Source organism: Tistrella arctica (genome assembly GCF_039630945.1).
Lineage (GTDB): Bacteria > Pseudomonadota > Alphaproteobacteria > Tistrellales > Tistrellaceae > Tistrella > Tistrella bauzanensis.
The window spans coordinates 462,870-476,087 of the sequence record NZ_JBBKTV010000004.1 but is presented as its reverse complement, the minus strand read 5'-3'; the positions used below and the strand labels follow the sequence as shown (position 1 = coordinate 476,087).

The 13,218-nt window shown below is 67.8% G+C and carries 11 protein-coding genes; 2 read left to right on the top strand and 9 right to left on the bottom strand.

The window, feature by feature from the left end; genetic code table 11:
* The first annotated feature begins 197 nt into the window (after positions 1–197).
* Entirely contained in the window at positions 198–1,505 is a 1,308-nt protein-coding gene (locus tag WG924_RS11635) for an amidohydrolase family protein (RefSeq protein ID WP_345933192.1), read from the top strand.
* A 205-nt stretch (positions 1,506–1,710) separates the two neighbouring features.
* Here WG924_RS11635 and WG924_RS11630 read toward each other — a convergent pair whose 3' ends face one another.
* From WG924_RS11630 to WG924_RS11590, 9 genes are all read right to left on the bottom strand, one after another.
* Positions 1,711–2,730, bottom strand: a complete 1,020-nt coding sequence (locus WG924_RS11630) for an ABC transporter ATP-binding protein (protein WP_345933191.1) — start codon at positions 2,728–2,730, stop codon at positions 1,711–1,713.
* A gap of 56 nt (positions 2,731–2,786) precedes the next feature.
* On the bottom strand, positions 2,787–3,791 hold the full coding sequence (locus tag WG924_RS11625; RefSeq protein WP_345933190.1) for an ABC transporter ATP-binding protein: 1,005 nt from the start codon (positions 3,789–3,791) through the stop codon (positions 2,787–2,789).
* 14 nt (positions 3,792–3,805) lie between these two features.
* Entirely contained in the window at positions 3,806–4,642 is an 837-nt protein-coding gene (locus tag WG924_RS11620) for an ABC transporter permease (protein ID WP_345933189.1), read from the bottom strand.
* Complete coding sequence (locus WG924_RS11615; RefSeq protein WP_345933188.1) at positions 4,623–5,591, bottom strand: ABC transporter permease; 969 nt, start codon at positions 5,589–5,591, stop codon at positions 4,623–4,625. The genes WG924_RS11620 and WG924_RS11615 overlap by 20 nt, the downstream gene beginning before the upstream one ends.
* A 57-nt stretch (positions 5,592–5,648) precedes the next feature.
* Positions 5,649–6,152, bottom strand: a complete 504-nt coding sequence (locus WG924_RS11610; RefSeq protein ID WP_345933187.1) for an SRPBCC family protein — start codon at positions 6,150–6,152, stop codon at positions 5,649–5,651.
* Between the two features lie 51 nt (positions 6,153–6,203).
* Positions 6,204–8,558: a xanthine dehydrogenase family protein molybdopterin-binding subunit gene (locus WG924_RS11605; RefSeq protein ID WP_345933186.1), complete on the bottom strand. Its 2,355-nt coding sequence runs from the start codon at positions 8,556–8,558 to the stop codon at positions 6,204–6,206.
* On the bottom strand, positions 8,555–9,043 hold the full coding sequence (locus WG924_RS11600) for a (2Fe-2S)-binding protein (protein WP_345933250.1): 489 nt from the start codon (positions 9,041–9,043) through the stop codon (positions 8,555–8,557). Before WG924_RS11600 ends, WG924_RS11605 begins: the two co-directional genes overlap by 4 nt.
* A 20-nt stretch (positions 9,044–9,063) precedes the next feature.
* On the bottom strand, positions 9,064–9,930 hold the full coding sequence (locus tag WG924_RS11595) for an FAD binding domain-containing protein (RefSeq protein ID WP_345933185.1): 867 nt from the start codon (positions 9,928–9,930) through the stop codon (positions 9,064–9,066).
* A 121-nt stretch (positions 9,931–10,051) separates the two neighbouring features.
* Positions 10,052–11,659: an ABC transporter substrate-binding protein gene (locus WG924_RS11590; protein WP_345933184.1), complete on the bottom strand. Its 1,608-nt coding sequence runs from the start codon at positions 11,657–11,659 to the stop codon at positions 10,052–10,054.
* Between the two features lie 630 nt (positions 11,660–12,289).
* On the opposite strand from WG924_RS11590, the gene WG924_RS11585 reads away from it, so the two are divergent.
* Positions 12,290–13,192 carry a fumarylacetoacetate hydrolase family protein gene (locus WG924_RS11585; RefSeq protein WP_345933183.1) on the top strand — a complete coding sequence of 301 codons (903 nt, stop codon included), beginning with the start codon at positions 12,290–12,292 and terminating at the stop codon, positions 13,190–13,192.
* The last annotated feature ends 26 nt before the right edge of the window (positions 13,193–13,218 follow it).

Here is a 13,218-nt window from a genome sequence, read left to right as displayed (position 1 = left end):
GGCGCACCTCTGATCGGCCAACCTCCGACGGGACCGGCACGGGGCCATCCGGCGGCAAGGGCCGGATGCCGGCTCCACGTCGCCCGTTCAAACCCACGCCACCCGTTCAAGATCGCAGGCTTCGTGCCCGGCATCAATTTCGGCCTGAGCACGCACCGCGACAACCACGACCGCAGCACCATCAGGATGACAAAACCATGACCAGCACGGGAGGCGGACGCCTCATCATCAGGAACGGCACGTTGATCGACGGCACCGGGGCGGACCCGGTGGCGTCGGCGCGGATCGTGATCGAGGGCAACCGGATCACGGAAGTCGTGACCGCGGGCGACGCGCCGCAGGCACCGCTCGACCCGGCACCGGGCGACCGGGTGATCGATGCCGCCGGCGGCTGGATCATGCCAGGGCTGATCGACGGCCATGTTCACCTCTCCTCGCATCAGGGCTTCATTCCGGGGGTGCCGTTCACCAGCACGCCGGAATATGCCACGCTGTGGACCGCCCGGATCGTGGCCAATGTGCTGCATGCCGGCGTCACCGGCATTTCGGTGCCCGGCGGCAAGTGGTACGTCGACGCAACCGTGCGCGAGGCGATCAATGGCGGGCTGATCGAAGGCCCGCGGGTCTTCTGCGCCGGCCGGGCGCTGACCCCCTATGGCGGGATCTTCGACACCTCGAACCCGCTGACCGGCAAGGGCAGCGACGACGCCGTCGGCGTGCTGTGCAACACCGCCGACGACTATATCCGCGAGACCCGCCTGCAATGCCGCCGCGGCGTCGACATGATCAAGATCGCCGACAGCTATTGGGGCGACACCCAGACGGTTGCCCGCAACGAGATCGCGGCCGTGGTCGACGAGGCACATCGTCGCGGCCGCAAGGTCTCGATCCATGCCCGCGGCTCGGGATCGACCCGCGATGCGGCCCTGGCCGGCGTCGACTGGATCTTCCACGCCGACCTCGCCACCGACGAGGATCTGGACACGGTGGCGGAATGCGGGGTTCCGATCATGCCGGTCTTCACCCAGTGCCAGATCATCACCGGACTGTCGGTGGCCGAAGGCTTCGATCCGAAGATGCGCGACCGGGTGAAGGCGCAGCTCGACACCAATTTCGAGGCCATCCGGCGCGCCCGCGCCCGCGGCATCGAAATTCTGGTCGGCACCGATTCCGGCAACGCCGCCGCCTTCCACCATGGCCGCCATCATGGCCGCGAAGGCGAGATCCTGGTCCGCGAGATCGGCATGAGCCCGATGGAGGTGCTGACCGCCTATACCAGCCGCAATGCCAAGGTCATCGGCCTGGACGGCCAGGTGGGGGTGGTCGCCCAGGGCATGCTGGCCGATGTGATCATCTGGGACGCCGACCCGCTGGCCGACATCACCGTTCTGCAACAGCCCGAGCGGCTGAAGGCGGTGATCAAGGACGGCCGCGTCATCGACCGGACATCGACCGCCGGCTTCCTGCCGCTGGAGAGCGAGCCGCGCCGCGCCGTGCCGCGCTGACCCGCGGGCCATCCGCCCGCCACCGGGCGGATGGCCCCACCGCTGCCCCGGCAGATCCCGCATGGGGCTGCCGGGATTTTTCATGGCCGCGCGCCACAGGCGCCGGGGAGTACCGTGACGAGACGACGCAACCCCGGTCCGCATGGCGCGGGCCGGGGTGGATGGGCGTCGACGACGACGGAGCGGCGGCGGGCCGGCCAAGGGCTCAGGCCATACCGAGTGCCGGCGCATGGGCCACCGTGGCCGGCCGGAGATCGGGATCGTCGCCCGATGCGCTGTCGGCCGCACGGAAGCACTTGTAACGCCGGCCATGGCGGCGCGGGCCGTAATCCGGCACCTCGGTGGCGCAGCGCTCCATGGCGACGGCGCAACGGGCGTTGAACGTGCAGCCATGGCCGGCCGGCCGCGAGACCAGCAGGTCGCGGATGGCGACGTCGCCGGCATCCATCGACGGCACCGCCGCCTTCAGCAGCCGTGTATAGGGATGGGCCGGCGCCGAAAGCACGGCGCCGGCGGGCCCTTCTTCCACCACCTCGCCGCGATACATCACCACCACCCGGTCGGCAAACACCTCGGCGATCGAGATGTCATGGGTGATGAACAGGATCGACAGCCGCTCGGCGCGTTGCAGGTCGAGCAGCAGGTTCAGGATCTGGCCGCGGATCGAGACGTCGGCCCCCGACAGCGGCTCGTCGGCGATCATCACCCGAGGCTTGGCGGCGATGGCACGGGCGATGCCCAGCCGCTGGCGCTGCCCGCCCGACAGTTCGTGATGATAGCGGTCGAGGAAGCTGGCGCCGGGATGCAGACCCACCCGTTCAAGAATGTCGGCCGCCATCTCACGCGGGGCTTCGACCTTGCCCCGGCGGCATTCCAGCGCCTCGTGCAGGATCTGGAACACGGTGCGGCGCGGGTTGAACGCGGCGGTCGAATCCTGAAACACCGGCTGCATGGCGGTGCGGCTGCGCCGGAGATCGCGCGGCGACAGCCGGCTCAGATCGTGGCCATCGAGCAGCACCCGGCCTGAATCGGGCGTTTCAAGTGCGAGCGCGATGTTCGCAAGCGTGCTCTTGCCCGACCCGCTCTCGCCGACCAGGGCGACCACCTCGCCCTCAGCCACCACCAGGTCGGTGGGGCGGACGGCGTCGACACGGCTGCCGTCGCGCTGGATGAAGGTCCGCCGGACCTGTTCGAGTTGAAGGACCGGCATAGGGTCGTTCGGCATCGTCCTGTCTCCCATGCTGTGTCGGTGGCCCGGCCGAGGCCGGGCCCGGGACGGGATCAGTGTGCGGCTGGGCTGTGCAGCAGGCAGCGCGCCACATGTCCGCCGGTATCGGCCACGACGAACAGCTCGGGCACCGCCGCGGCACAGGCCGGCATCGCCGACGTGCATCGGGTGATGAACGGGCAGGCCTCCGCCCCGTCCTGAAGCTTTGGCGCATCGCCCGTCAGGGTGACGAACCGGCCGTCCGGCCCCCGCACCGATCGGGCGGCATCGACCAGCGCCCGGGTATAGGGATGGCCGGGCCGCGACAGGATCGCGTCCCGCGGACCGGATTCGATGGTGCGGCCGCCATACATCACGAACACCCGCTCGCACAGGCTCGACACCACGCCGAGATCGTGGCTGATCAGCACCAGCGACATGTCGAGTTCGCGCATGATGTCTTTCAACAGGGCCAGGATTTCGGCCTGGGTGGTGACATCCAGTGCCGTGGTCGGCTCGTCGGCGATCAGCAGCCTGGGCCGGCAGCCCAGCGCGATCGCCATCAGAACCCGCTGGCGCATGCCGCCCGAAAGCTCGTGCGGATACGAGGCCAGAACCCGATGCGGCAGCCGGACGAGGTCGAGCAGCTCGCGCACCCGTTTGTCCATCGCGGCCCCCGGATCGTTGAGGCGGATCGCCTCGACGATCTGGGTGCGGATGGTCATCAGCGGGTTCAGGTAGCTGAGCGGATCCTGAAACACCATCGCCATGGTGCGTCCGCGCAGGCGCCGCATGCGCGCGCCATCGGCCATCGCATAGTCCTTGCCGCCGATGCTGAGCCGGCCCGACACCACCCGGGCATTGCCGCCGGGCAGCAGTGCCATCAGCGCCCGCACGAAGGTCGACTTGCCCGATCCGCTTTCGCCGACGATGCCGACGCCCTCGCCCGGCCGGACGTCGAGGAAGGCACCGGTGACCGCATGGACCGTGCGGGCGGACAGTTCGTAGACGACGGTGAGGTCGCGGACGTCGAGCAAGGCGGGCGACGCGGTGGCCGGTACCGGCATGGTTGCGGTCATGATGCCGTCTCCCGTCAGGATTTCGGATCGAAGGCCTGGCGCAGCGCATCGCCCAGGATGTTGAAGGCGAGCACGGTCAGAAAGATCGCGAGGCCGGGAAAGAGCGACAGCCACCATGCCTGGAAGATGAAGCGCTGCCCCGATGTCAGGATGCGCCCCCAGCTGATGGTGTCGGGGTTGGTGAGGCCGAAGAAGCTGAGCGAGGCTTCAAGCAGGATGGCCTGCGCGATGGTCAGCGTGCCGATCGCGATCACCGGTGCCAGGCAGTTGGGCACCACCTCGGAAAACAGGATCCGGCTCTCGCTCTTGCCCAGGCAGCGGGCGGCCTTGACGAATTCCAACTGCTTGACCCGCATCACCTCGCCGCGCATCAACCGCGCGGTCTGCGGCCACGACAGGGCCGCGATCACGAAGATCACCCGGCTCTCGCCCGGCCCCATCAGGGCCACGATCAGCGCCGCCAGCACGAAATTGGGCATCGACTGGAAGATCTCGGTCACCCGCATGATCGCCATGTCGACCCGGCCGCCCAGATATCCCGCCAGCGCGCCGACCAGAACGCCGACCAGGGTAGCGGCGAAGGCGGCCGAGAAACCCACATGCAGCGAGACCTGCGTGCCATAGACGATGTACTGAAAGACATCGCGGCCAAGCTCGTCGGTGCCGAGCCATGCTTCGGACGACGGCGGCGCCAGCACATCCATCGAGATGGTGTCGGGGTTGGCGCTGCCATAGAGCAGGGGGCCGAAGATCGCGGCCACCAGCAGGATCAGGATGAAGCCGGCGCTGGCCCAGGCGGCACTGGAGCCGCCAAGGCGCGCAAGCGCACGATTACCGGCCATGGCTGCCATGACGCACCCTCGGATCGACGACGCCATAGAGGGCATCTGTGATGATGTTGGCAAACACGACCGACGCGCCGGCAAGGATGAAGATGCCCTGCAAGGTTGCATAGTCGCGGGTGATGATCGACTGCATGAACAGGCTGCCGAGCCCGGGCCAGGCAAAGACCGACTCGACCAGGATGGCGCCGGTCAGCGCGAGGCCGAAATTATAGCCGATGACGCTGATGATCGGGATCAGCCCGTTGGGCAGCACATGGCGCCAGAACACCCGCCGGTCGCTGCCGCTCTTGGCCAGCGCCGTCAGCACATAATCGCCGGTGGCGGCATCCTTCAGGCTGGCGCGCGCCACCCGGGCGACGATCGCCGCGTAGAAGATCGTGACCACGAAGCCAGGCAGCGCCCAATGGGCGAGATAGTCGAGCCAGACCGGGCCGTCGGGGCGCAGCGACCGCATCCCCTGTGCCGGCAGCACCTGTAGTTCCACGGCGAACAGGATGATCAGGATCTGGCCGAACCAGAACACCGGCACCGAATAGCCGAACAGCGAGATGCCGGTCAGCAGATTGTCGAGGAACCTGCCCTGCGCCAGCAGCGACAGCCGGCCCAGCACCACCCCCAGGACGGAGGCCAGGATCAACCCGGGCACCATCAGCGCCAGCGTGTTGCCGGCCCGAACCATGATCAGGTCCAGCACCGGCTGGCGGTTGGCGAAGGAATAACCCAGATCGCCCTGAAACACGTTGCCCAGATAGAGCCAGAGCTGCACCCAGATCGGCTGGTCCAGGCCCAGCGCCTCGCGCAGTTGCGCGATGTAGGCCTCGGGCGCCGGATATTCGCCGACGATCGCGGTGATCGGATCGCCCGGCGCCAGACGCGTCAGCACGAAGTTGAACACCAGGATCACCAGCACCACCGGCACCGCCCAGACCAGCCGGCTGATCAGAAATCTCACCATCGTCTCGCGCCCTCTCCCCGCATCTCCGGTGCCCGCGCGCCCTGGCCGGCCTCGCGGTCAGGTCGCGTCATTGCCGAGGGCACCCGTCTCGCCGCCGTCGCCGCCGCCGGCGGTGCCGCCCAGACGTTCGCAGAGTGCCGCGGCGAACTGTTCGGTCATCTCGCGCGATTTGGACAGGATCACCTTGTGGCCGACGGCCCCCAGCACACCGCCCAGCGCCGGATGGCAGAGCACGTGCACGCGGGTGCCGCCATCGTCCAGCACCTCGAATTCGACCCGGTCCTTCGAGCGGAGATTGCCCATGGCGCCGCGCACCGTGCGGCCGACCGACGAGAACTGCATATAGCGGCCGGGTTCGGCCTCCTCGCGCCTGGTCGTGATCTCGAAGGTGGCCGAGAAATAGCCGACCTTCTGCTTGACCACGACCTTGTATTCGTCGGGCCCGAGGATGGTCAGCGATTGCAGGCCGGGCACGCAGGTGCTGACGCTCTCGACGTCCTCGAAAAAGCGCCAGAGCGTGTCGACCGGGGTGGGGACGACGAAGGATTCGCGGATTTCCATGATGACTCCTGATGCATCCCGCCGCGGCCGGGGCCTGCGGCGGGCGGCGGATCACTCGGCGGCGGCGGCTTCAGCCTCGGCCAGGGCGCGCCAGATGGTTTCCGGTTTGATCGGAATGTGGTCGATCTCGATGCCATAGGGCTGCAAGGCATCGGCGATGGCGTTGGCGACCGCGGCCGCGGCACCGATCACCCCGCTCTCGCCCACGCCCTTGATACCGAAGGGGCTGAAGGGCGACGGCGTTTCCATATGCGCCATCTCGAAACGCGGCAGATCGGCGGCGGTCGGGACCATGTAGTCGGCCATGCTGCCATTGATCATCTGGCCGCTGTCGCGGTCATAGACGATCTCTTCCATCAGGGTGGCGCCAAGCCCCTGCACGATGCCGCCGGCCACCTGCCCCTCGACCAGCGTCGGGTTCAGCATGGTGCCGCAGTCATGGGCGATCAGGAACCGCTCCAGCTTGAATTCGCCACTGCGCCGGTCGACCTCGACCACTGTGGCGACCGTGCCGAAACCGAAGGATGGCGCCGGCTGCGGCCAATAGGAGGTGGCCTCCAGCCCGGGTTCCTCGCCCTGCGGCAGCGCCTGGCCCAGCATCGCCCATTCGGCGATCTCGGCCACCGTCATGCGCAGCTCCGGATCGGTCGTCGACACCACGACACCGTCGACGATGTCGAGCGTGCCGGCATCGACCTGGAATTCATGGGCCGCCAGACGCAGGATCTTGGCCCGGATGGTTCCAGCCGCCGTGACGATGGCACCGCCGCCGGCAAGCGTGCCGCGGCTGCCCATGGCGCCGACGCTCTGCGGCGTGCCCAGCGTGTCGCCCGCCACCACCAGTACCTGCGCGGTCGCGAGACCCAGCGCCTCGGCGCAGATCTGCGCATAGGCGGTCTCGACGCTCTGGCCGAAATTCGGGATGCCGGTCGACACGGTCGCCTGCCCCGAGGCATCGAGCCGCACCGTCACCGCCTCGTAGCTGCCGAAGCGCCGCCCGGAATTGCGCGGCACATAGGCCGCGCCATAGCCGGAATGCTCGACATAGCAGGACAGGCCGATGCCGACCAGCCTGCCCTCGGCCCGCGCCGCCTTCTGGCGTTCGCGCATGTCGTGATAGCCGATCGCCGCGATCGCCAGATCGAAGCAGGCGGCATAGTTGCCGCTGTCATAGATGGCACCGGAGGCCGAGGTATAGGGCATCTGCTCCGGCCCGACGAAATTCGCCCGCCGCATCGCCGCCGGATCGAGCGACAACTGCCGCGCCAGCCGGTCGATCAGCACCTCGCGGACAAAATTCGACTCAGGCGGGCCATAGCCGCGATAGGCACCCATCGGCACCTTGTTGGTGGCGACCACCCGCCGCCGGGCGCGGAAATTGTGGATGTTGTAAGGCCCCGGCAGGGTGACATGGACCAGGACGCTGGGCCCCCAGGGGCCGTTATAGGCGCCGATGTCGATCATATAGTCGTCGTCGAGCGCCAGCAGCGTGCCGTCGGCCGCGGCCGACAGGCTGATCCGGTGCACCGCTTCGCGGCCGTGGACGCAGGACCGGAAATGCTCCAGCCGATCCTCGATCCACTTCACCGGCCGGCCGGTATCGATCGCGAACAGAGCGCAGATGATGTCTTCGGGATAAAGACCCAGCTTGTTGCCGAAGCTGCCACCGATCGCCCCGGCCCGATAGCGGATCTGACCTTCCGGCATGCGCAGCGCGGTCGCGAGCTGGGTGCAGGTGATATGCGGCGACTGATTGGACGAGACGATGTCGAGCGCATGCGAGCCGATGTCGTAGCGGGCGACCACGCCGCGCGTCTCCATGGCCAGCCCCAGCACCCGGCCCAATGTGAAGCGGTCGGCGGCCGTGGCCACGGCCCCGGCCTGTGCCGCCTCGACATCGCCACCGCTGGTGGTGTTGTCGACCAGCACGTTGCTGCCCAGATGCTCGTGGAGCACCGGCGCGCCGGGCGCCACCGCGCTCTCGGCATCGACCACATGGGGCAGCGGGTCGAAATCGACCTCGATCACCTCCAGCGCATCCTCGGCCAGATAGCGGTCGGCGGCCAGCACGGCCGCGATCGGCTCGCCCTCGAAGCGGGCGATCCGGTGGGCCATGGCAAAATAATCGTGCTTGCGCAGACCCGGCAGGGGGCGGAGCACGGTGATCGGGTCGGTGCGCCGCACCACCTCCTCGCCGGTCAGCACCGCGAAGACACCCGGCATGGCCAGGGCGGCACTGGCGTCGATCCGAAGGATGCGGGTATGGGGGAACGGGTTGCGCAGGATCGCGACATGGCCCATGCGCGGATCGTCGCAATCATCCACGAAGCGGCCGGCGCCGCGCAGCAGGCGCTCGTCTTCCTTGCGCGGCACGCTCCGGCCGATCAGGCTGTCCTTCACCATCATTCCGCCTCCGCCGCGGCACTGTCGGCCACCGTCTTCAGGTAACGTTCAACGGCCGCGACGATATTCACATAGCCGGTGCAGCGGCAGAGGTTGCCGGCAAGCTCCTTGCGCAGCGCCTCGCCGGACAGCACCCTGCCCTGACGGCCCAGCGCCTCGGCGACCATCAGAAAGCCCGGCGTGCAGAAGCCGCATTGCAGGCCGTGCGCGTCGCGGAAGGCTTCCTGCACCGGGTGCAGGGGTCCGTGCCCGGCCAGATCTTCGACCGTCCGCACCTCGTGGCCGTCGGCCTGAACCGCCAGCATCAGGCAGGACTTGATCGCCCGGCCGTCGACCTGCACGGTGCAGGCACCACAGCCGCCCTGCTCGCAGCCGGCATGGGTTCCATACAACTGCATATCGTGACGCAGGAAGTCGACCAGGGTCCGGCGCGACGAGACGCGGGCGCGGTGCCGCTCGCCATTGACGGTGATGGTGATGTCGTGCATGTCGATCTCGTGCAGCTCGTTCATGCCCGGGCCTCCTCGACGACGGCGTTGACAGCCCGTTCCACATAGATCGGGGCCAGATGGCGGCGGTATTCGGCCGAGGCCCGCACATCCTCGGGCGGATCCAGATCGTCGCCCAGCAGGCGCGCGGCCCGGCCGATCAGCGCCGGATCGGGCCGCATGCCCTCCAGCGCCGCCGCGACGTCGTCGAGACGGATGGCGTGGTCGTCGAGGCCGCAGGCGCCGATGCGCCAGTCGACCCAGCGGCCATCGCCGGCGGGGCGCGCGCTCGCGGCCACGCTCACCGAGGGGAAATCGCCATGGCGTCGGATCTGCTGGGCGATGGTCCCGACACTGCCCTCCGCATCGGGATAGATGATCTCGACCAGCATCTCCAGCGGGTCGGCCGCGGTCGCATAGGCGCCCAGGAAGAAGGATCGCGCCGGCACCTCACGCGGGCCGTCGGGGCCGACCAGCCGCATGCGGGCATCCATGGTCAGCGCGCAGAGCGGCATCTGGGCGGCGGGATCGGCATGGCACAGGCTGCCGCCCAGCGTACCCCGGTTACGGACCTGGCGGTCGGCGACCTTGCGGATGCCATGCGACACCAGCGGCAGATGGCGGGCGACGATGTCGGAGCGTTCGATATCGACATAGCGGGTCAGCGCGCCGATATGCACCGCTCCGGCCTCGATGCGGATACCCGCCAGCCCGTCGATGCCGTTGACGTCGATCAGCCCCGCCGGCCGCAGCATGCGCATGTTCATCAGCGGCATCAGGCTCTGACCGCCGGCGATCAGCCGTGCCTCGCCGTCGAAGCGCATGAGCGCGTCGAGCGCGGCCTCGATCGTCGTGGCCTTCACATATTCGAAACTGCCTGGCTTCATCTGTCCTCAACACGGTGCGCGCGCGTGACGGTCTGGCGCCGTCTTGCAGGGGCGGTCAGCGGGGCGGTCATCGGTGCCTGCCCCCGGCGCCGGCGAAACCGGCGCCGGGGGCAGGCGGGGGTCAGTCATCGGCCCAGGCGTTGTTCCACATGCCATAGCCCTGGCCGCCCCACAGGCCCTTCAGCCGTTCGGTGGCGGCGTCCTCGTGCTGGTATTCGTGGAAGGTCAGCACCGGAAGTTCATCGGCCAGGATGACCTGAACCTCCTTGTAATAGCCGGCACGGTCGGCCTGGGCGGTCGCGGCCACGCCCTTCTCGAACAGCATGTCGACCTTCGAGTTCGAATAGCGCGACGCGTTGCCGAAGGGCCGGCCGATCGCCGAAGTGGTGAACATGCGGCTGATGCCCAGCGCCGGATCGCCGAAACTGGTATAGCCGACCATGGTCATGTCGAAATTGGCCTTGTCATAGATCCGGCCGGCGAAGGACGAGCCTTCGGTCACCTCAAGCTTCACATCGACGCCGATCTTGCGCCACATGCTCTTCAGCGCCTCGGCGACCTGGCCCACATCGGCATCGCCCGAGCGATAGACGAAGGTGATCGAGAAGCGGTTGCCGTCGGCGCCGGGCTTCAACCCCACCTCGTCGAGCAGCGCATTGGCGCGGTCGGTATCCAGCGGATACATCTTGCGGTAGTCGATGTCGAAATTGGCCGACCAGGGCAGCTTGCTGGTGAAGGGCATGATGCCGAGCCCGCCGGTGCCGAACCAGACCGCCTTGTAGAGGAAGTCACGGTTGGTCGCCATCATCAGCGCCTGACGCACGCGCTTGTCGTCGAGCGGCTTATGGGTGGTGTTCAGGAACAGGACCTTGGCACCCGGCGCGAATCCGGAATTCTCCAGCTTGATGCCCGGCGTCGACTGCACGACCGAATAGTCGCTGGCCGGCAGATAATAGCCGCCGATGAAGTCGATCTCGCCCGCGCGCAGCGATTGCAGGCGCGACGACGGCTGGGGAATCACCCGGGCGTAGACTTCGTCCAGATAGGGCTTGCCGTCTTCCCAGTAGTCGTCGTTGCGTTCCATGCGGATGAACTCGCCGCGACGCCATTCCGCCAGCTTGAACGGGCCGGTGCCGACCGGTGCCGCCTGAGAGGCGGGGTTGGTGACCGGATCGGTGCCCTGGAAGATGTGCGCGGGCATGATGGCGCCGTTCTGTGGGCAGGCGAGCGACATCAGGAACGGCCCGAACGACTTGCGCAGCGTGACCACCACCTTGTCGGCGGCGGGGGCCTCGACGCTTTCGATCATCTTGCCCGCGGACGAGAAGATCGGGCCGAATTTGGCGCTGACCTCGGTGAGCGAGTATTTGACGTCGGCCGAGGTGAAGGGCTTGCCGTCATGCCAGTTGGCCGTCACCAGATCGAACGTATAGGTCAACCCGTCATCCGACACCGTCCACGAGCGCGCGAGCAGCGGCTCGATCTCGCCATCGCGGGTCACCTGGACCAGGCCCTGATAGACCATGCAGCCCAGGATCTGATTGGCGTAGTCGCTCGACAGATCCGGATTGAGGTTGCTCGGCTCGTTGCCGAGCGCGATCGTGACCGCGCCGCCCCGCTTGCGGGCCTCGTCCGCCAGCGCCACGCCACCGGCAAGCGCCGTGCAGGCAAGCAGGCCGGCGGCGAGCCGCACGGCCACGGCGGATACAAGATGATCCCGTACCTTCATGATCAGCCATCCCGTTTTTTTGATTATGGTGCCAGCCTTTGCGCCTGGCGTCGTGGGCGTGCCGTTCCCGCGGCCGCCCCGTTGCCAAGAATGGTGGGTCCGATATTCGAATATGTCAAATAGATTCGAAACTTTGCTCCGACCTATAGAACCGCTGTGCCGATAGCGTGGGGATCAGCGGTTCCGCGGCGGCCGTGACCGCCCGCCGCAGATGGGGCGGTGCCGTCCGACCTCTGGGCGCCCGCTGCAATGATGTTGTCATGTTTCGGGCGCGCAGGCAGCCTGTTCTATATCGTCGCGGCCCCGGGATCGACCGCTCCGGCCTGCACGACTGCCCTGGGAACGCCGGTTACCGCGCTGAAAGATAAGATCCGCCGGGCTTTTCCCGTATGCGGCGCCCGGCGCGCGGCCAGTCGGCGCCGCCGCCTGGTGCCGCCACCCGGCGCCGGGCCGCCGGCATTCGGGCTCTGGCACACGGGCCGCACCGCGCGGCCGCCCCCGGAAAGCATGCTCCGCCGGCCGTCATCGCGGCTCGGGGTGCGTTCGAGGGCTGGATTTCCGCCTTGCCATATTTTCGAAGATCGAACAAAATTTATATGTACCTCGTCACATGCCGTCAGGATGCCGCTCATGAAGTTCGTCACCTTCACCACCACCGACACAGCCCGTGCCAGGATCGGCGCCCTCGATGCCACGGCCGAACGGGTGGTCGATCTCACCGCCCGTGGATGCCCTGAGACCATGGCCGGGTTGATCGCCGACGGTGCCGACGGCCTTGTCCGTGCCGCGGCGGCGGTGGCCGCGGCGCGCGGCGACGAATGGATCCCGCTCGACGGTGTCCGGCTCGCGGCGCCGCTGCCAAGGCCGGGGCGCAATATCTTCTGCGTCGGCAAGAATTATCACTCCCACGCCGAGGAATTCCATCGCAGCGGCTTCGACGCCTCGTCGGCCGGGGCTGCCAGTGCGGTCCCCGAGGCGCCGATCATCTTCTCGAAGGCGCCATCGACCGTGATCGCTGCCGGTGAGACGGTGCCCGGCTTCCTCGACGACACCGCCACCACCGATTACGAGGGCGAGATCGCCGTGGTGATCGGCAAGGGCGGCCGGGGCATCACGCCTGCGACCGCGCTGGAGCATGTCTGGGGATATACGCTGGTGAACGATGTCACCGCGCGCCAGTTGCAGCGCGATCACAAGCAGTGGCTGCTGGGCAAGTCGATCGACGGCTTTTGCCCGATGGGCCCGTGGCTGGCCACCCCGGACGAGCTGGGGCCACTGGCCGACATCCGCCTGAAGACCTGGGTGAACGACGAGTTGCGCCAGAACGCGGTGCTGGCGGATCTGATTTTCGACATCCCGACGATCATCGCCACGATCTCGCGCAGGATCACGCTGGAGCCGGGCGACGTTATCGCCACCGGCACCCCCGATGGCGTGGGCATCGGTTTCACGCCGCCGAAATTCCTGAAGGCCGGCGATGTGGTGCGGATCGAGGCGACCGGCCTCGGCACGCTGGTCAACCCGGTCGGATGATACGGAGGATGACAAGATGAACCCGC

Coding starts and splice junctions, on each gene's coding strand:
- WG924_RS11635 (WP_345933192.1), top strand. CDS start 198: ATGACCAGCACGGGAGGCGGACGCCTCATCATCAGGAACGGCACGTTG.
- WG924_RS11630 (WP_345933191.1), bottom strand. CDS start 2,730: ATGCCGAACGACCCTATGCCGGTCCTTCAACTCGAACAGGTCCGGCGG.
- WG924_RS11625 (WP_345933190.1), bottom strand. CDS start 3,791: ATGACCGCAACCATGCCGGTACCGGCCACCGCGTCGCCCGCCTTGCTC.
- WG924_RS11620 (WP_345933189.1), bottom strand. CDS start 4,642: ATGGCAGCCATGGCCGGTAATCGTGCGCTTGCGCGCCTTGGCGGCTCC.
- WG924_RS11615 (WP_345933188.1), bottom strand. CDS start 5,591: ATGGTGAGATTTCTGATCAGCCGGCTGGTCTGGGCGGTGCCGGTGGTG.
- WG924_RS11610 (WP_345933187.1), bottom strand. CDS start 6,152: ATGGAAATCCGCGAATCCTTCGTCGTCCCCACCCCGGTCGACACGCTC.
- WG924_RS11605 (WP_345933186.1), bottom strand. CDS start 8,558: ATGATGGTGAAGGACAGCCTGATCGGCCGGAGCGTGCCGCGCAAGGAA.
- WG924_RS11600 (WP_345933250.1), bottom strand. CDS start 9,043: ATGCACGACATCACCATCACCGTCAATGGCGAGCGGCACCGCGCCCGC.
- WG924_RS11595 (WP_345933185.1), bottom strand. CDS start 9,930: ATGAAGCCAGGCAGTTTCGAATATGTGAAGGCCACGACGATCGAGGCC.
- WG924_RS11590 (WP_345933184.1), bottom strand. CDS start 11,659: ATGAAGGTACGGGATCATCTTGTATCCGCCGTGGCCGTGCGGCTCGCC.
- WG924_RS11585 (WP_345933183.1), top strand. CDS start 12,290: ATGAAGTTCGTCACCTTCACCACCACCGACACAGCCCGTGCCAGGATC.